General features: G+C 63.3%; 21 protein-coding genes, 1 pseudogene and 1 riboswitch. Of the genes and pseudogenes, 13 read left to right on the top strand and 9 right to left on the bottom strand.

All coding sequences use genetic code 11. The features are described 5' to 3' along the window. Positions 1-267 precede the first annotated feature (267 nt). The 4 genes from ACLLJI_RS16385 (at position 268) to ACLLJI_RS16370 (ending at position 4,278) form a co-directional block, all read left to right on the top strand. Complete coding sequence (locus ACLLJI_RS16385) at positions 268-642, top strand: MarR family winged helix-turn-helix transcriptional regulator (protein ID WP_434614443.1); 375 nt, start codon at positions 268-270, stop codon at positions 640-642. A 146-nt stretch (positions 643-788) separates the two neighbouring features. Further along, positions 789-1,208: a DUF6855 family protein gene (locus tag ACLLJI_RS16380; protein WP_283562412.1), complete on the top strand. Its 420-nt coding sequence runs from the start codon at positions 789-791 to the stop codon at positions 1,206-1,208. A gap of 781 nt (positions 1,209-1,989) precedes the next feature. After that, a riboswitch (TPP riboswitch) is annotated at positions 1,990-2,093 on the top strand. A gap of 56 nt (positions 2,094-2,149) precedes the next feature. Beyond that, entirely contained in the window at positions 2,150-2,914 is a 765-nt protein-coding gene (locus ACLLJI_RS16375; protein WP_434614440.1) for a 3-oxoacyl-ACP reductase, read from the top strand. Positions 2,915-2,925: 11 nt separating this feature from the next. Then, positions 2,926-4,278, top strand: a complete 1,353-nt coding sequence (locus ACLLJI_RS16370) for an LLM class flavin-dependent oxidoreductase (protein WP_434614437.1) — start codon at positions 2,926-2,928, stop codon at positions 4,276-4,278. Between the two features lie 449 nt (positions 4,279-4,727). Here the strand turns inward: ACLLJI_RS16370 and ACLLJI_RS16365 are convergent, their stop codons facing one another. Beyond that, positions 4,728-5,201 carry a GNAT family N-acetyltransferase gene (locus tag ACLLJI_RS16365; RefSeq protein WP_434614434.1) on the bottom strand — a complete coding sequence of 158 codons (474 nt, stop codon included), beginning with the start codon at positions 5,199-5,201 and terminating at the stop codon, positions 4,728-4,730. A 35-nt stretch (positions 5,202-5,236) separates the two neighbouring features. Then, on the bottom strand, positions 5,237-5,587 hold the full coding sequence (locus tag ACLLJI_RS16360; protein WP_434614431.1) for an ArsR/SmtB family transcription factor: 351 nt from the start codon (positions 5,585-5,587) through the stop codon (positions 5,237-5,239). Positions 5,588-5,686: 99 nt separating this feature from the next. Between ACLLJI_RS16360 and arsB the strand changes: the two genes are divergently transcribed. The 3 genes from arsB to ACLLJI_RS16345 are packed head-to-tail and all read left to right on the top strand — an operon-like array spanning position 5,687 to position 8,586. Then, entirely contained in the window at positions 5,687-6,805 is a 1,119-nt protein-coding gene (arsB, locus tag ACLLJI_RS16355; RefSeq protein ID WP_434614428.1) for an ACR3 family arsenite efflux transporter, read from the top strand. A gap of 12 nt (positions 6,806-6,817) precedes the next feature. Beyond that, on the top strand, positions 6,818-7,267 hold the full coding sequence (locus ACLLJI_RS16350; protein ID WP_434614425.1) for an arsenate reductase ArsC: 450 nt from the start codon (positions 6,818-6,820) through the stop codon (positions 7,265-7,267). After that, the gene (locus ACLLJI_RS16345; protein ID WP_434614421.1) at positions 7,264-8,586 is read left to right on the top strand and encodes an NAD(P)-binding protein; all 1,323 of its coding nucleotides are present in this window, start codon (positions 7,264-7,266) and stop codon (positions 8,584-8,586) included. The genes ACLLJI_RS16350 and ACLLJI_RS16345 overlap by 4 nt, the downstream gene beginning before the upstream one ends. A gap of 99 nt (positions 8,587-8,685) precedes the next feature. On the opposite strand, the gene ACLLJI_RS16340 is transcribed toward ACLLJI_RS16345, so the two are convergent. From ACLLJI_RS16340 to ACLLJI_RS16325, 4 genes are read right to left on the bottom strand one after another with little or no spacing between them, the layout of a single operon-like run. Continuing rightward, the gene (locus ACLLJI_RS16340; protein WP_434614418.1) at positions 8,686-9,393 is read right to left on the bottom strand and encodes a DUF998 domain-containing protein; all 708 of its coding nucleotides are present in this window, start codon (positions 9,391-9,393) and stop codon (positions 8,686-8,688) included. A gap of 29 nt (positions 9,394-9,422) precedes the next feature. Next, positions 9,423-10,256, bottom strand: coding sequence for an alpha/beta fold hydrolase (locus tag ACLLJI_RS16335; protein ID WP_434614415.1), 834 nt, complete (start codon positions 10,254-10,256; stop codon positions 9,423-9,425). Continuing rightward, entirely contained in the window at positions 10,253-10,726 is a 474-nt protein-coding gene (locus ACLLJI_RS16330) for an SRPBCC family protein (protein ID WP_434614413.1), read from the bottom strand. Before ACLLJI_RS16330 ends, ACLLJI_RS16335 begins: the two co-directional genes overlap by 4 nt. Further along, positions 10,716-11,069, bottom strand: a complete 354-nt coding sequence (locus tag ACLLJI_RS16325; RefSeq protein WP_434614410.1) for an ArsR/SmtB family transcription factor — start codon at positions 11,067-11,069, stop codon at positions 10,716-10,718. The genes ACLLJI_RS16330 and ACLLJI_RS16325 overlap by 11 nt, the downstream gene beginning before the upstream one ends. Before the next feature lie 449 nt (positions 11,070-11,518). Between ACLLJI_RS16325 and ACLLJI_RS16320 the strand changes: the two genes are divergently transcribed. Then, positions 11,519-11,884 carry an aspartate/glutamate racemase family protein gene (locus tag ACLLJI_RS16320; protein ID WP_434614407.1) on the top strand — a complete coding sequence of 122 codons (366 nt, stop codon included), beginning with the start codon at positions 11,519-11,521 and terminating at the stop codon, positions 11,882-11,884. A 108-nt stretch (positions 11,885-11,992) separates the two neighbouring features. Here ACLLJI_RS16320 and ACLLJI_RS16315 read toward each other — a convergent pair whose 3' ends face one another. Next, the gene (locus ACLLJI_RS16315) at positions 11,993-12,115 is read right to left on the bottom strand and encodes a hypothetical protein (protein ID WP_434614404.1); all 123 of its coding nucleotides are present in this window, start codon (positions 12,113-12,115) and stop codon (positions 11,993-11,995) included. A gap of 217 nt (positions 12,116-12,332) precedes the next feature. Between ACLLJI_RS16315 and ACLLJI_RS16310 the strand changes: the two genes are divergently transcribed. The 4 genes and pseudogenes from ACLLJI_RS16310 to ACLLJI_RS16295 all read left to right on the top strand — a co-directional run bounded on the left by ACLLJI_RS16310 (position 12,333) and on the right by ACLLJI_RS16295 (position 15,156). Further along, on the top strand, positions 12,333-12,461 hold the full coding sequence (locus ACLLJI_RS16310; RefSeq protein WP_434614401.1) for a VOC family protein: 129 nt from the start codon (positions 12,333-12,335) through the stop codon (positions 12,459-12,461). Beyond that, positions 12,446-12,772 carry a VOC family protein gene (locus tag ACLLJI_RS16305; protein WP_434614398.1) on the top strand — a complete coding sequence of 109 codons (327 nt, stop codon included), beginning with the start codon at positions 12,446-12,448 and terminating at the stop codon, positions 12,770-12,772. Before ACLLJI_RS16310 ends, ACLLJI_RS16305 begins: the two co-directional genes overlap by 16 nt. A 124-nt stretch (positions 12,773-12,896) precedes the next feature. Beyond that, positions 12,897-13,439 (top strand): PadR family transcriptional regulator, encoded by a 543-nt coding sequence (locus ACLLJI_RS16300; protein WP_434614395.1) that lies wholly within the window; start codon positions 12,897-12,899, stop codon positions 13,437-13,439. A 5-nt stretch (positions 13,440-13,444) separates the two neighbouring features. Beyond that, positions 13,445-15,156, top strand: a pseudogene (locus ACLLJI_RS16295) (ABC1 kinase family protein). Between the two features lie 111 nt (positions 15,157-15,267). Here ACLLJI_RS16295 and ACLLJI_RS16290 read toward each other — a convergent pair. Both ACLLJI_RS16290 and ACLLJI_RS16285 read right to left on the bottom strand, forming a co-directional pair. Next, positions 15,268-15,495: a hypothetical protein gene (locus tag ACLLJI_RS16290; RefSeq protein WP_434614392.1), complete on the bottom strand. Its 228-nt coding sequence runs from the start codon at positions 15,493-15,495 to the stop codon at positions 15,268-15,270. Between the two features lie 137 nt (positions 15,496-15,632). Then, positions 15,633-16,052 (bottom strand): MerR family transcriptional regulator, encoded by a 420-nt coding sequence (locus ACLLJI_RS16285; protein ID WP_434614389.1) that lies wholly within the window; start codon positions 16,050-16,052, stop codon positions 15,633-15,635. 111 nt (positions 16,053-16,163) lie between these two features. Here ACLLJI_RS16285 and ACLLJI_RS16280 point away from each other — a divergent pair, with 111 nt between their 5' ends. Further along, the gene (locus tag ACLLJI_RS16280; RefSeq protein ID WP_283561751.1) at positions 16,164-16,586 is read left to right on the top strand and encodes an Hsp20/alpha crystallin family protein; all 423 of its coding nucleotides are present in this window, start codon (positions 16,164-16,166) and stop codon (positions 16,584-16,586) included. Positions 16,587-16,612 lie beyond the last annotated feature (26 nt).

The raw sequence follows: 16,612 nt of genomic DNA, 5'->3' as shown, positions 1-16,612 counted from the left end.
TTACCGGAGAGCCGCAGCAGCCAGGGCGGCCAGCTTTCCAGCCTCCATCGAGGCGGTACCCAAGGCATCCATGTTCTCGAGTATGGGCATCTGCCTGATGCGCCCTTTCAATGGGAGCCGCAAGCCCCGGCTCGAAAGCCGGACCATATTAGTAAACTAGGTTTACCGAATAAATAGTAAAGTTGCTTTATGACTCATGTCAATGCTTCCACAGCTCGAGAATCCCTGCCACACATTGCAGACCTTCTGGCCGGCGCCTTTGGGAGCATGAGATCAGCCATCAAGGCAGGGTTCATCCCGGGCCTCAGGGCCTCGCACTACCGGGTGATGTCGCTAATTCCCAAGGATGGGATCCGGCTGACCGAGTTGGCCGAGCGCGCCGCCATCACCAAAGCCGGAATCGGCCAATTCATGAAGTATCTGGAACGGGGAGGTTATGTTGGCATCGCTCCAGATCCTGCCGACAAGCGAGCCAAGGTAGTGACATTGACGGCGGCAGGAAGCGCCGCCGTGGACCTTTCGCGACACATCATCGCCGAAACCGAGCGGCGCTGGTCCGAGGCGCTAGGGGCCGAACGCTACCGGGAGCTGCGCCGCTCACTGTCCGAGATAGCTTCCCTGACCACGGGCAACGGCAGATGAAACGTGTCCACAGGCTTCAGCGTACTTGCCTGAAAGAAAGGGACTCCTTGACGGGGGCCTGCGGCCGGCGGCCTCCAGTTCGTACCCAGAACATGGGCACTCGCGTAGGATGACGGCAGGGTTCGACGACGAGGACAAGGATGCCCATGGCAACGGTTAATTGGGGAGCAGCCGGCACCAGGGAAAACCCGTGGACACTGAAGACTCCGCCGGGGACGTCTGAGTACACGATGTACCGCGACGAAGGTCCCGACCCGCAAGAGCTGGTCTGCACCGTGGGCAAGACGGTGTTGAAGTACCAGCTGCGGATTGTTGGCGAGCTGCACGCCATGCTCCGCGACCGTGGCGACTGGGTGGAACTCGGCAGCGCGGACGAACAGAAATCCGCCAAGGACGGCACGGTGGAGTCCTGGGGTCGGGCCATTACGAATCCCGTGGGTGGTTGGTATGGGCTCAAAAAGGGATATCGCGGCAGGGTCGGCATGTACCTACCTCCGCTTCTGGAAGCGCTGGGTCTTGCAGAGCTCGAACACAACCCGCGGAACAACCGCATGCGGGCGATCTAGCGCGGCACTGCTGCGAGGTCAGTGACCAGGCCGTCCTGATGGATCGGGTGTCGGGGCAGCGGGACTTGACCGTGATGTGTCAGTCAGGTCTCGATGACGAAGCCACTCTCAGACCGGCCGTCGCGCCCCCGGTAAAAAGACGTTGCTAGTGATCTGTGCGGGAATCGCGTGTTAATGGACCGAAACGGCTCTGCGGATGCTTCGCGCGTCGCGGTCCAGGCAAGCTCCCAGCAGGAGCTGAAGGCTCGTGCTGTCGACTACGGACGCCCTGAGAAGCCGGCCGCCTTCGGTGCGCCCCCGGTGACTACCGAAGTGTGCGATTCCTTGCCCATGGTCCCTTCGGTTACGGGGTTACTGGGCCTGAATTCAGGCTGAGGCACGCGCAGTGATTGTCATGGTGCCTGATTGCATCGACGGCCACCCCACGTTTACCCCACGGCAATGTCGCGGTCTGCGAGGAATCCAGGAATACCTCTACACGCAGTACATCGGCATCCCCGACCCCCACGCGGATCAGCACGCAGGCTAGCCGGCGGCGGCAGGTTTGCACTGTTGGGCCGCTAACCCCTGTATGTTGATGCGGTTATTGGAGGTGTCTGTTTTGGTGGTTTGCAGGGCCGGCCGGTCCACGGGGGTACCGGTGCCCGCGGTACGGGAGGTCCGGTGGTCGCGCCGCGGTGTCCGGGACGGGAGCCGTTTGGGAAGCGGTTCGGGCAGGGCACGGCGGCCGCACGGCCAGGTGCGGGCGCTGGTTTGGCCGCGGGATGGGTATATACTCGCTCCCAGTGACACGGGGTGCCGGGCGGCTTTATTGGCCCGGCTGAGATGACACCCGTTGAACCTGATCTAGTTGACACTAGCGAAGGGATGTCCTGCAACGGTTCGCACGGTCCTGGCGTCCGGATCGCATCCTTTCGCCTTATCCGAAGGTGAAGAAACTGATGGAACTGGCAGAACAAATTGTTCTTGTGACCGGCGGCGGGCGGGGCCTGGGCAGCAGTATTGTGCAGGCGTTCGCGGGCCGGGGGGCGCGGGTGGTCATCAATTACCGCCGCAGTGCCGAAGCCGCCGGGGAACTGGCCGCCGGTTATGGCCCCGAGCGCGCTGTTGCTCTGCAGGCTGACGTCACCGACGCCGGTCAGGTGTCGGTTTTGCTGGAGCAGGCCAGGTCCCATTTCGGTTCCGCCGTCACCACTGTGGTCAATAATGCGCTGGCCGATTTCTCGTTTAACGGGGATGCCCGCTCCGGTGCCGGGGATATTTCATGGGCGGAGTTCGAGGCACAGTTCGCCGGCAGTGTCCGGGGTGCTTTGACCACGACCCAGCAGGCTTTGGAGGGGATGCGCGGCCACGGGTTTGGGCGCATCATCAACGTTGGGACCAATCTGTTCCAGAACCCGGTGGTCCCGTACCACGACTACACCGCGGCCAAGGCCGCCCTGCTGTCCTTGACGCGCACCATGGCCAAGGATCTGGGGCAGCACAATATTGCCGTGAACATGGTCTCCGGCGGCCTGCTGCGCACCACTGATGCCAGCGCCGCAACCCCGGAGGAGGTCTTTGACTACATTGCCGCTTCGACCCCCCTGGGTAAGGTCACCACCCCGGCCGAGTTCGCCGATGCCATCTTGTTTTTCGCCTCGCCTTGGGCGCGGTCGGTTACCGGGCAGAACCTGGTGGTCGACGGCGGACTGGTCATGGACTAGGCGCCCTGGCGATGAACGGGAATCGGCAACTGCATTTGAACGCTTTCCTGCTGGGAGCCGGCCACCACGGTGCTGCGTGGCGGCGGCGCGGATCGCCGCTGGAGCAGCTCGGAGAGATCGGCTATTATGAGCGGCTCGCACAAAGCGCCGAACGCGGCTTGTTCGATGCCGTGTTTTTCGCCGACGGGCAGTCCGCCGGTGACGTCGGCGCCGGGCCGAGATGGTTTCTGGAACCGTTGACCGCGCTGGCGGCCATGGCCCGGGCAACGGAAAACATCGGGCTTATCAGCACCGTCTCGGCGACCTTTTATTCCCCTTTTCATGCTGCCCGGATGCTCGCCTCCCTGGATCACATCAGTGCCGGGCGGATCGGGGCGAACGTGGTCACGTCGATGTTCGATGCTGAAGCCCGCAATCACGGGCTGGAAGCGATGCCCGGCCACGCGCAGCGCTACGGCCGCGCTGCGGAGTTCATTGAGGTAGCGCTGGGGTTGTGGGACTCTTGGGCTGATGATGCGCTGGTTCGGGACAGGGCCGGGTTCTATGCCGATCCGGCCCTGGTCCGGCCGTTGCATCATGAGGGGGACCACTTCCGGGTGGAGGGGCCCTTGAATGTGCCCCGGGGCCCGCAGGGACGCCCCGTGCTGTTCCAGGCCGGTGCTTCCGGGGCCGGCCGGGATCTTGCCGCCCGGTACGCGGAAGGGATTTACGCCGTGGCCTACGATCTTCCCAGCGCCCAGGCCTACTATGCGGATATGAAACAGCGGATCGCTGCTGCCGGGCGTAATCCGCAGAAGGTAGCGATCATGCCCGGATTGGTGACGTATGTGGGCTCCACCGCGGCCGAAGCCCGGGCCAAACAGGACCGGACGGATGCGCTGCTGCCCACCGGAGAATCCCTGACACAGCTGGGCACGTTCGTGCAGCAGGACTGTACCGGCTGGGAGCTGGACGCCCCCGTGCCGTCCCTGCCACCGGCGGCAGAATTTACTGGGCCGCAGGGCCGTTATGCCACCATATTGCGCATTATTGAAACCGAACGTCCCACCGTGCGGCAGTTGCTGGGGCGCCTGGCCGCAGGAGGGGGCCACTGCACCATGGTCGGCACGCCGGAGCAGATCGCTGACCAGATGGAGCTCTGGTTCCGCTCCGGAGGCGCTGACGGGTTCAACCTGATGCCCCCGCTGCTGCCCGATTCCCTGGACGAGTTCGTCGATGACGTCATCCCCGTCCTCCAGCGCCGGGGACTCTTCCGCACCCGCTACACCGCCTCGACGCTGCGCGGTCATCTGGGGCTGGACCGCCCGGCTGCTGGCGCCCCACCGAACGAAGATGACCGGTCCAGCCGACTTACTGCTTCCTGAATTGTGGCAGCGGTGACGTACTTGCGTTGCCTGAACAAAACGGATTCCTTGAGGGGGGCCTGCGGCCGGCGGCCACCTGTTTGTACCCAGAGCATGGGCACGCGCGTAGGATGACGGCCGGGTTCGACGACGAGGTCAAGGATGCCCAAGGGAAACCATGAAGTGGGGAGAAGCCGGAACCTGGGAAAACCCTTGGACGCTGAAGACTCCGCCGGGGGACTAGCGCGGCGCTGCTGCATCGGCTTACGGGACGCGGGTGCTATCGGTAATTGGGCGCCGGGAACCAGGGCCAAGGGACGGTATGCGACGACCCGATACGAGCTTGTTCACGCGCACGTCGAGTTATTGAGTCAGTTTCGTAGTTGATTTCGGTTATGCGGTCAGAGGCTCGTGGTCGCGGGCTTGGTGGTCAGAGGCCAGCCTTACTGATCGAAGGTCAGCCGTGGCTGTTAGAGGCGGAGCTCGTAGAGGATGGTGTCACGCCATTGTCCGGCCCAAGGTCCGTGGGCCATCAGGGCGATGCGTTCACGTCGGCCGACTTCACGGAATCCTGCCTTGCGATGCAGGGCGCGGCTGGCGGTGTTCTCCGGGAAGATCGCGGATTGGATGGTCCAGTATCCGTTCGCACGGGCACTGTTGATGAGTTCGCTGAGCAAAATGCGGCCGATGCCACGGCCTGCCTGCTCTGGATCAACGTAAATGGAGTGTTCAACGACGCCGCGGTAGGCACCTCGGGCAGAGGTTGGTGATGCCGCTGCCCAGCCAATGATGGCACCGCCGTCAGTTGCAGTGAGGCAAAGCTCGGGTATGCGCGATGACAGGAACTCCGACTTTGTCGGCACGAGTGCTTCGAAGGTGGCGTTGCCGCTGGCGATCCCCTGGCCGTAGATGCGCCGGACTGCTTCCCAGTCGCCATCAGCCATGCGGCGCACCTGGATGCCGGGGCGACGATTTATGGTCAAAGCTGCGTGATCAGCGAGGCGGCCCGTTCGAGGGCACCGGGCACCAAGGAATAGTACGCCCACGTGCCGCGTTTCTCGCGCTCCAACAATCCGGCGTCGACCAGGATCTTGAGATGATGGGAGACGGTGGGTTGGCCCAAATCGAGGGGTTCGGTGAGGTCGCACACGCAGGCTTTGCCGCCGTCGCCTGCTTTGACGATCGAGAGCAGCCGCAACCTGTTCGGGTCGGAGAGCGCCTTGAGGATCCGTGCCGCATCGTGCGCTTGGGCGGCATTGAGGACCGGGAGCCCGCCCGGTTCGCAGCAGGGCTGATCATCCCCGGTCTCGGTCGCTACTGTAGTGTGCATATCTTTATTATGGGCCATATATTGACAGTTGTCGATATATGGGGCAATACTTTCTGTATCGACAACCATCAATCTTACGTCGATCTGACTAGGAGCCCTGTGAGTATTCAGACCACCGCCCCTTCACCAGCCGCAGAGGCCGCCGGTTTGGGCAAACTCTCCACCGTGGATCGGTTTCTACCGGTGTGGATCATTGCGGCTATGGCAGTCGGGCTGCTGCTGGGTAAATTCATTCCTGGCCTGAACACCGCGCTGGACGCGCTGAAGATCGGCTCCGTTTCGCTGCCGATCGCTGTGGGTCTACTGGTGATGATGTACCCGGTGCTGGCGAAGGTACGCTACAACGAGACCGGCCGCGTATTGGCGGACCGCAGGCTCATGATCACCTCGCTGGTGCTGAACTGGCTGCTGGCGCCGGCGTTCATGTTTGCCTTGGCCTGGATCTTCGTTCCCGATCTGCCCGAGTACCGGACCGGGCTGATCATTGTGGGCCTGGCCCGTTGCATTGCCATGGTGATGATCTGGAACGATCTGGCGTGCGGGGACCGGGAAGCTGCAGCCGTGTTGGTCTTCATTAATTCCGTTTTTCAGGTTCTCGCCTTCGGCGCCTTGGGCTGGTTCTACCTTCAGGTCGTGCCTGGCTGGCTGGGCCTGCCGGTCACCAGCGCTGACTTCTCGTTCGGGTCGATTACCATCTCCGTTTTGGTGTTTCTGGGACTTCCGCTGCTGGCGGGTTTCCTGACGCGCACTGTGGGGGAAAGGGCAAAGGGGCGCGACTGGTATGAGGGGACGTTCCTGCCAAGGCTGGGACCGTGGGCCCTATTCGGCTTGTTGTTCACCATCACACTGCTTTTCGCCCTGCAAGGGCAGACCATCACGTCCCAGCCGTTCGACGTCGTCCGCGTCGCCGTGCCGCTGCTGGTCTACTTTGTGGTGGTGTTTGGTGCCGGCATGGGCATCGGCCGTGCGCTGGGTCTTGGCTACGCCAAGACCACAACCCTGGCGTTCACCGCGGCCGGCAACAACTTTGAACTCGCCATCGCCGTCGCGATCGGCACCTTCGGTGTCACCTCCGGCCAGGCTCTGGCAGGAGTCGTCGGACCCCTGATTGAGGTGCCGGTCCTTATTGCCCTGGTCTACGTCGCCCTGTGGGCGCGAACACGGTTCTTTACCCACCAGCCACGGTCAGCCTGGCCAACGTCCCGCGATTTTCGTTAGGAGCCTGAAGTCATGAGTGCCACCGGTACCACCAAAAAGCCGTCCGTCCTGTTCGTTTGCGTGCACAACGCCGGACGTTCACAAATGGCTGCCGCCTACCTCGCCGCGCTCTCCGGCGGAGCCATCGAGGTTCATTCGGCCGGCTCCGAACCCGCCGCGTCGGTCAACCCTGCCGCCGTGGCCGCGATGGCGGAGGACGGCATCGACATGTCGGCCGAGATTCCCAAGGTCCTCAGCGCCGACGCCGTCCGGGAGTCAGACGTCGTCATCACCATGGGATGCGGGGATACCTGCCCGATCTTTCCCGGCAAACGCTACGAGGACTGGGAACTGGAAGACCCCGCTGGGCACGGCGTGGATGCTGTCCGCCCCATCCGAGACGACATCAAGTCCCGTGTTCGGGCGCTCATCAGCCAACTGCTCCCGGTTCCTGAATCTCCAACGGGAAAACCAAAACCATGACGACACAGCCACATGGCCTGCCTGTTGCCATCATCGGGGCCGGCCCGGTGGGCCTGGCCGCGGCAGCAAACCTGATCGAACGCGGCCTGACCCCCATCATTTTCGAAGCGGGTGAGGACGTCGGGGCGGCCATTCTGAACTGGGGACACATTCGCTTGTTCTCATCGTGGCAGCACAATATTGACCCGGCCTCCCGGCGGCTGCTCGAACCCGCCGGGTGGGCCGAGCCCCGGCGTAGCTCCCTGCCGTACGGGATCGAGCTCGTCGAAGGGTATTTGAAACCCTTGGCCGCCATCCCGGCCATCGCGTCCGCCTTGCACGCATCCGCCAAGGTCATTGCTGTCAGCCGCGTAGGCATGGACAAGACCCAATCCCAGGGCCGCGGCGGGAGGCCTTTTCTGGTCCGGGTTGAGGTGGCTGACGGAACCGTGACGGACCATCAGGTGCGCGCCGTGATTGACGCCTCCGGCACCTGGGCCCAGCCCAACCCGCTCGGACAGGCCGGTCTGGGTGCCCCTGGCGAGGCCCAGGCCGTTGAACGCGGCGTGATTACCGGGCCACTGCCCGATGTGACGGGGACAGACCGTGCCCGTTTCGCCGGCCGGCACGTTTTAGTCATCGGGGCTGGACACTCGGCAGCCAACATCCTGATTTCCCTGGGGCAGCTCGCCAAGAATGAACCGGGTACACGGGTCAGTTGGGCAGTCCGAGGCGCTGACGCCTCACGAATGTATGGCGGGGGAGACCTTGACGCTCTGCCGGCACGCGGCCGGCTCGGCACCCGGCTGCGCGGACTCGTTGATGACGGCTACATCGAGCTGCACACCTCCTTCACCACCCTTTCCTTCGCGGTGGGGGACGGCCTGGCTGTTACCGGCGCGACGCCGGATGGTCCGGTGACGTTGGCTGTGGATCTGTTGATCCCGGCCACCGGATTCCGGCCCGACCTGGGCATCCTGCGGGAGATTCGTTTGGAACTTGATCCCGCCGTGGAGGCACCAAGGGAGCTTGGACCACTCATTGACCCCGAGTTGCACTCCTGCGGCACCGTCCCTGCCCACGGTGCGAAGGTGCTGGCCCACCCGGAGAAGGATTTCTACATTGCCGGGATGAAGTCCTACGGCCGCGCGCCGACCTTTTTGCTTGCCACAGGCTACGAGCAGGTCCGGTCCATCGCTGCCGCGCTCGCCGGCGACGCCGAATCCGCAGACGCCGTGCATCTGGAGCTGCCCGAAACCGGCGTCTGCTCCGCCGATCCTGCCGGCAGCTGCGACGCACCCGCCGGACAAGTTGTGGAATGTCCGGCTGCTGCCGGGTGATCAGGGGCCACCTTCTTCAGGAACTGGTCCAACCGCCCGGTGATTAGTTCCCGCACCCGCTGGCCTCCACCTCGGTAAACCACAGCGCGCCCAGACAATTCAGGTGTCCGGGGAAACACGCTCCGGCTTACGGAATCGCACCGAAACCACAGCGAGCCAGATCCAGGCGAGGACGACGGCGGCTGTGAAGCCGAGAACGATGAGAGCCCGAGTAGAACCTGTTGCAATACCGACGAAAGCGAACAAGAACAGCACTCCGGTGACGACAGAGAACCAGCCGAGGAAGCGTTCACCGTCGGCAAAGAACCGTTGGGAGATAACGAGAGCACCGACGATGAATCCGCTGAATCCGATGCCGCCGGTCACAAAATGCAAGAACCCGTGCAGGGTGGGGTTGGTCGGGTGGCCCGCTGGAGTGCCGAGAGGGAATCCATTCATCGGGTCTGCGACGAATACCCCAGCCCCAATGAGTCCTAGGGCAAAGAGTCCGATCAGCAGCGGCCCCCAGAGCTGGCCCGTCCCGCCGCGAAGCACGCGACGCAGTCCGGCAGCGCACAGGAGAGTCAATACACCGGTGATGATCAGGTTAGCGATCTGGATCCAGCCGAGCGCGCCGTTGGCGAGGACGCTGAGGTCGTTGTGCGCGGGATCGAAGCCCTTTCGCGTGAACGCTTGAGCGAAGCCGACGACGAGGTACAGTGGCCCCGCTGCGATCCCGCAGGCGAGTAGTCTTCGCGTTGTCGCGTCGAAGTTGCTGAGGCTATCTGACGTTGATGGGTTTGCCGAACTCACTCTGGATCTGGCCATGGGAATGCCTCTTCCGGGGAATTTCGATGTTAGGGCCGGCGGGCCGATTCGTCTGCGAAGAATTCTCTGAGTTGCGCGGCGATGACTGTCGGGCTGACTTGGTGCGTTTGCCCTTCCAAGACCCGATGTTCACTGTCTGGAATGGCGGCCGCCACCGCCGCCTGCGCGTCGGTCATCGACGCACCGGCCTTCCCCCCGACCATAATGCGAGTCGGAATGGAGATCCGGCGGAATCTCTCCAGCGGGACGGAAAAATTGTTCATCACTTCAGTGTCGTAGGGAAGGGTGTTGGCGGCGGCGGTCTGCTTCTTCCAGACCCCCGGCATGATGTGCAGCATGAGGGGGACAAACGCCGGTACACCGATCATCTTCACGAGAAAGTAAGACACCGCGGCGCCCCGTTTCCCTGCCCTGAGGAGGTCCTCGAGGCGTGCCTGGTGATCGACCGGAACACCATCTTTGACGCCTACGCCCGTGTAGGGAGCTTCGTAGGTAGCCAGGCGCCGGATCTTCACACCCGACGCGGCGGCTTCAAGCGCGAGTGCGGAACCAGACGAAGTCGCGTAGACGTAGGAGTCGGGGCCAGCCTCCCGCAGCACTGCAGAGAGGTCCTCGATCTCTCGTTCGACGGCATAGGGCATCGTGTCACCGCTGTCGCCTCTTCCTCGGCGGTCGTAGAAGTAGACGGTGAAAGAATCCGCGAGTTTCGCAGCGAGGGCCCGCGCGGGGCCAAACGATCTGCCGCAGAACGCGCCGTCTATGAGAACCAGGCTCGGCCCGGCGCCAAGTCGTTCGACAGAAATCCGCGTCCCGTCGAGCGAAACGACGGTGAGGACAGTTCCAATGTTCGTGTTCTTGGTCATTTCGTTGCGGCCTTCAGCTGGATGTCGAGTTGATGGAATGAAAGGTACCAGCCCTCCGCCGTGAGATCGCGAAGATCGGCGGTGAAGGGTCCCTGGTGAAGAGTGACGCGGGTGCGGCTGCCATGGTCGTGAAACTCCACGCGCAGGAGGATGTCGTGAAGTGCTCCGCCGGTCGCGTCTGCGTCCATCTTTATTTCGAGGTGCTCGGGACGCTTGAACGAGACGATCTTTCCCCGGATGGGATTCAATTCGCCGGTCTCGTCATTGCGCATGGCTAATTCCCACCGGCCGCCCTCCACAAGTTCGATCAGGACGCTGTCAACGGGAACGGAAACCCCGGTGGGACCAAACCAGGAGGCCAACGCTGCGGGCTCGGTCCAGAAACGCCACACGAGTTCCCGCGGGGCGTTGAACGCGCGGGTTATGAAAACGTCCCGGTTTGTCACTTCGGTCCGGTCGTTAGGCGTCATGTTCGATCCCTGGTTCATCGTCCGGGCCCTGGAAGGTCCGGAGGGCATCGTCCAACCGATCGAACGACTCTGTCCAAAAGCGTCGGTATCTCTCGACGTATTCATTGGCCTCTTTCAATCGACTCGCCTCTAAGTGGCTTAGCCGCGCGGTTGCGACCCTCCTTCTGGTAATCAGGCCAGCCTTTTCCAGAACCCGAAGGTGATTGGAAATCGCGGGCTGGCTCATGTCGAACGGGCGGGCCAACTCTGCGACGGGCGCGTCCCCCAGCATGAGTTGCTGCAGAATCGCCCGTCGCGTTGGGTCGGCCAGTGCGCCGAAAACGGAGCTAAGAGTATCACTCACTGATTCTATAAGCCTTTCGTTGTATAACCTTATGTTGATAAATTAGGCTCTGCGGTACCGGACGTCAACCGGTCGCTCCGTAGCCACGAGCAGGGCAGGTCGGAGTCGGCCTTTTGGTTTCCACGGGTTCGTTACGAGTGTATGGATCCGCAGCGGGACACCAGGCGTCCTGGCGGCTGGCAGGGGTCACTAAGGAAGTGTGGCCCGCCGCGAACCTAGGCGGGCCCTCTTGGTCTTCGGCATTGTCGTTGAGTCCGCCGGAAGCCTTTGGCAAACCACGTGTGGAAGGTGAAGAGGTAGCCTGTGTCCAGAAGGTCGTGGGCATCACGGCGTTGCAGGGTCCTGGGATGCTGATTAACCCAGAGAACGTGGCGGCCGCAAGAGTCCACGTTCAAAAGGTGGTGAAGGTCTGTCCGGTCCCGACGGGTCTCGCGTGATAGCAATCATCGTTGCCGCCATCGGTTACCCCGGACGGGCCGAACTCTCCCCGGGAATTAACCATCCCCGTGGTGGGGATCGGGGAAGCCGCGATTCTGGCGGCGTCCCAGCATGGCAGACGCTTCGGCATGGCGACCACTACACCACTTCTCGTGACGTCCTTGACGGAGCTGGTGATGGAGCACCAACGGACCGAGTACTTCTGCGGAGTGCGACTGACGGAGTCGGATCCGCTCACGCTGGCTGCAAAATGCAGAAGCCCGGTTCCGGGAGCTGCAGGCGGCAGTACGTCGGTCAGTTGCAGACGGTGCCCAGGCTGTAATTATCGCTGGCGGGCCACTGAGCGAAACCGCCCGACGGCTATCCAAAGAACGTAGTGCTGCCATTATTGAACCCTTACCCAGTGCCTGCCAACTCATTCGGGAAACGCTTGAACCACGCGAAGGGGCCTGGGGTCGGTGGACCCAAGGCGTGCCAGCGCGGTGCTAAAGCTGTGCCGTCAGTGCAGCTGTTGACTCATCCGTGACGTTGATGACGTGGCTCTTCACGCCGACGATCTTCGCGGTCTTGGCTGCGCCGGCAAAGCGCAGGACATGACCGAACCCCATCTCGTTCCGTCTGCCACATCGAAGAAACCGTCAACGCTCGCTCCGCGTCCGAAATCCCGCAGAATCTTCTTCCGCGTGGCGTTTCCGCAGTCCGGTTCTTCACGAATCGTCACCATGCGCCGATTGTACAGTTCGCCGCTCGTGATGCTCCCGCACGCACAGGCCAATAACGTCTTTGGTCTTCAAAGTATCGCCGTATCCGTGCGAGAGTGGGCCCATGACGAAAGACGTGCAGATCACGATTGACTGCGCCGATCCTGCTGCCTTGGCGGCGTTCCGGGCCGAGGTGCTTGGCTATCAGGTGCAATCGCCGCCCGACGGATTCGAATCATGGATGCGGCCCTAGAAGCTTTCGGTGTGCCGCGCGACCAGTGGAACTCGCGCCCGGCGATCCTCCCCGTCGACGGAACGCATCCCCGCGTTTTCTTCCAGCGCGTGCCCGAGGACAAGACCGTCAAGAACCGGCTCCACCTCGACGTCCGTGTGGCGCCCGGCCTTGAGGGCGACGAACGAATGAGCGCCCTCGAGACCGAAGCCAACCGTCTTCAGACGCTCGGTGCGACTCGTGCCTATCGGGTCGAGCCCGACAAGGCGGCGATGACGTCTGGCTTCATCACGATGCACGATCCGGAGGGCAACGAGTTCTGCCTCGATTAACTGCAGCCGCCAGAACCGCTGAGGAGGGGGCGGCGTCGGCCCGGCACCCTTGTTTTTGGTGCATATGGGGGCATATCGTTAACTATCGTTGTATATCGTTCGCGATCCATTCAAGGAGAGCATAATGGATAATTCATACCAGGCAGGCGGATTTGGCGTCCCCAACATCGACGGCGTGTGGCAGGCCGTTGAGGAGTTGCGATCAAAGTTTGAGAAGCGATCGGGAACCCGTGCAGGTCGAGGCGAGGTGCGCTCGGCGGTGCTGGCCCTGCTCGCGGAGCGGCCGATGCACGGCTACCAGATCATCCGTGAAATCGAGGAGCGCAGCGGCGGCAGCTGGAAGCCCAGCGCCGGTTCCGTGTACCCAACGTTGCAGCTGCTGGCCGACGAGGGCTTCATCATTGCCGAGGAATCCAACGGCCGTAAGATCTACTCGCTGACCGAGGCAGGCCGGGAGGAGGTAGCCGGTGGCGATGCGCCAGCGCCTTGGGAGACACCGGGTCCAGCATCGGGCACCGGCTTCGCGGCGCTGCCCAAGGCTGGCATCGAGCTCGCGCAGGCCGCGGCGCAAGTGGGCCGCACTGGTACTTCGAAGCAGGTGAAGGAAGCCGTGACGGTACTCGACGAGGCACGTCGTCGGCTGTATTCAATCCTCGCCCAGGATTGACGGGGGTGACGTCGATTCGTCGGGACCGGGCAGATCCGGTACCCGGCGCAGGGGACACCCGTGCCCGTTACCGCCGCATCCTGCGCTTCGCCGCGTGGCATCTTGCCGTCACCTGGTGGTTCGAGCTCTTCCTGCCCCGCGTTGGGCTGGTGAAGATTGCCGAACGCACCCGGACCAAACGGATGCGGCGCTTCGCACAGCGCTTCCATGTGCTCGCGGTGGACCTTGGTGGTCTGATGATCAAGGTCGGGCAGTTTCTCTCGTCCAGGCTCGATGTGCTCCCGCCGGAAATCACCGACGAACTGGCAGGACTGCAGGACGAGGTGCCCGCCGTCCCGTTCCCGGCCATCCGCACCCTCGCCGAGGCGGAGCTGCGTGCGCCGCTGGAGAAGGTGTTCGCGTGGGTCGATCAGACGCCCGTCGCCGCTGCATCCCTCGGGCAGGCGCACCGGGCACAACTTCGTTCCGCCGATGCCGCCGATACCGGACTCGAGTCCGTGGTGATGAAAGTGCAGCGGCCGGGCATCGATGCGATTGTCGACGTCGATCTGGCCGCGTTGCGCAAGGTTGGCGGCTGGCTCAGCCACGTGCGCCTCGTCTCGAACCGCGCCGACATGCCCGCCTTGGTCGAGGAGTTCGCGCAGTCCAGTCTCGAGGAGATCGACTACCTTCAGGAAGCGGCGCATTCCGAGCGCTTTGCCGCTGAATTCGCCGACGACGACAGAGTGAGTGTGCCCGGCGTTGTCTGGGAGCGGACCACCCGACGCGTGCTTACCCTGGAAGATGTCACGGCCATCAAGATCACGGACTCGGAGACACTGCGTGCGGCGGGCATCGATCCGGCGCAGGTGGCCCCGGTATTCGCGTCGGTGATGTTCGACCAAATGTTCACGAATGGCTTTTTCCACGCCGATCCACACCCCGGAAATATCTTCATCACCCCGGGCACCGGTTCATCCGAAGACCACCCATGGAAGCTGACGTTCATCGACTTCGGCATGATGGGCGAGGTTCCGCCCGGCACGCGCAGCGGCCTGCGGAAGCTGCTGATCGCGGCCGCCTCGCGTGACGGTAAGGGCTTGGTGAGCGCGATCAGCGACGTTGGTGTGCTGGTGCCCTCGGCCGACACTGCCGAGCTGGAGCGGGCGATGACGCACCTCTTCGCCCGGTTCGGCGGGATGGGCTTCGCCGAGCTTCGCGAGGTGGACCGCGGGAGTTCCGTGATTTTGGGGTGGAGTTCGGTGGCGTGGTTCGCTCGTTGCCGTTCCAGTTGCCGGAGAACTTCCTGCTCATTATCCGCGCGATGTCGCTGACCTCGGGTGTGTGCAGCTCGCTGGACGCCCGGTTCAATCTGTGGGATTCGGTTGAACCCTACGCGGCGCAGCTGCTGCGTGATGAGCGCGGCAACATCGTTCAGGATCTGGCCCGGCAGGCGCTCGAGGCCGCCGGGGTCAGCCTTCGTCTGTCCAAACGCCTGGATGGGCTTGTCACCCGCATCGAGGACGGTTCCGTGTCGGTGGCCAGCCCGCGCCTGGAGCGGCAGGTGGCACGGCTTAACCGGATGGTGCAGCGGTCGGGATCGGCACTGATCTTCGGCGCCCTGCTCATCGCCGGTTCCGTGGTCCGCGCCGACGACACGGTGCTCGGCAGTGGGCTGATGATCGTCTCGGTGGTTCCGCTGCTGCATGGGGTGTGGGTGGGGCGGCCCCGCCACTGAGGAGCCCGGGAGCCGAGACACGGTTGACGACGGCGGCACAGTCGGTCGCCCCGAAGAGCGGTGCGCAACGTTCCCAAATCGGTACTTGCTGGCTGACGACACGGGCTCGCGCTAGAACAGGACTTGCAGGGCCTCCACTAGGCCCAATACGTCCGCATCGCCGGCCTCCAGGGATACCCCGGTGTCGGGTGGGCGTCCGGAAAGGCGGCGGCAGAAGTCCACTTCATCAGCAGTGACGCGCACCGCAGTGCCGCCCGTCCGGCCCAGCCGCCACGTCCCGGAGACCTCGCCGGTCAGCTCGAGCTCGTTGTTGGGACCTTCCGCCCATACGACGGCCACGTCGCGGAGGACCTGTCATGCCACCATGCCGGCGGCGACAGTGGCGGTCCGGGGGGTCGCCCGCGACCCGGGATAGATCAGTGCCATGGCGCCTTGGATCGCTGGATCCCAGGGCGACGCGCACCTGCGCGGGATCGCTAGCGGCGGCGGGTTTGGCGGCGCGGGCCGGCCGTGGTGCGCGGCTCGGTGCCCGGTCCCGCCGGACGGTGTGAGAGTTCTGTCCGCAATACCTTGTTTTCCGCTTCCAGAGCCAGGACCAGTCGAATGCCGGAGAGGTTGAGTCCCAAAGCGAGCAAGTCGGCGATGCGTCGCAGGGTCACCAGGTCGTTGTCGCTGTACCGACGGGTTCCCCCTTCGGTGCGTCCCGGCTCCACAAGACCCTTGCGTTCGTAGAGGCGGAGGTTCTGCTGACCCATTTCGACGAGTTCAGCCGCAACGGAGATGGCGTAGACGCCGCGCGCCTGTGGATCCCCGGTCACCTTACGCCCCAATCCCAGACTGCGTTCACCCATAAACGACGATTCACGAAAAACCCCTTGCACCAGTGTGCCAGTCATGTTATAAAAAATCTATACCCGCCACGATAGGTAGCGGTGGGGAAACAACAAGTAAAGATGGCATCAAGTGACATCAAAAATCAAGTGGCACCAGTAAAGGAGTGAATAGCCATGTTGATGCGTACAGATCCGTTCCGTGAACTCGACCGGCTCGCCCAGCAGGTGCTGGGGACCGCGGTTAGCCCGGCAGCCATGCCGATGGATGCGTGGCGTGAGGGCGACATGTTTGAAGTCGAGTTTGACCTGCCAGGCGTCAGTCCGGAGTCGATCAATTTGGATGTGGAACGCAACGTGGTCACCGTCAGGGCCGAACGTGCCGCTCTGGACGGGAACAAGGAGATGCTCGCCGCCGAACGGCCGCGCGGGGTGTTCAGCCGCCAACTGATACTGGGCGAGAACCTGGATACCCAAAACATCCAGGCCAGTTACGACGCCGGCGTGCTGGCACTTCGCATCCCCGTAGCGGAGCAGGCCAAGCCTCGCAAGATCTCCATCGCCACCAAAGCCGCTGACCGCCAGGCCATCAAGGCCTGACCACGGGGACGGGAAGAAAAGCCAGG

This window comes from Arthrobacter sp. A5 (genome assembly GCF_051131705.1).
Classification (GTDB): Bacteria; Actinomycetota; Actinomycetes; order Actinomycetales; family Micrococcaceae; genus Arthrobacter_M.
This window is presented reverse-complemented; position numbering and strand designations above follow the sequence as displayed.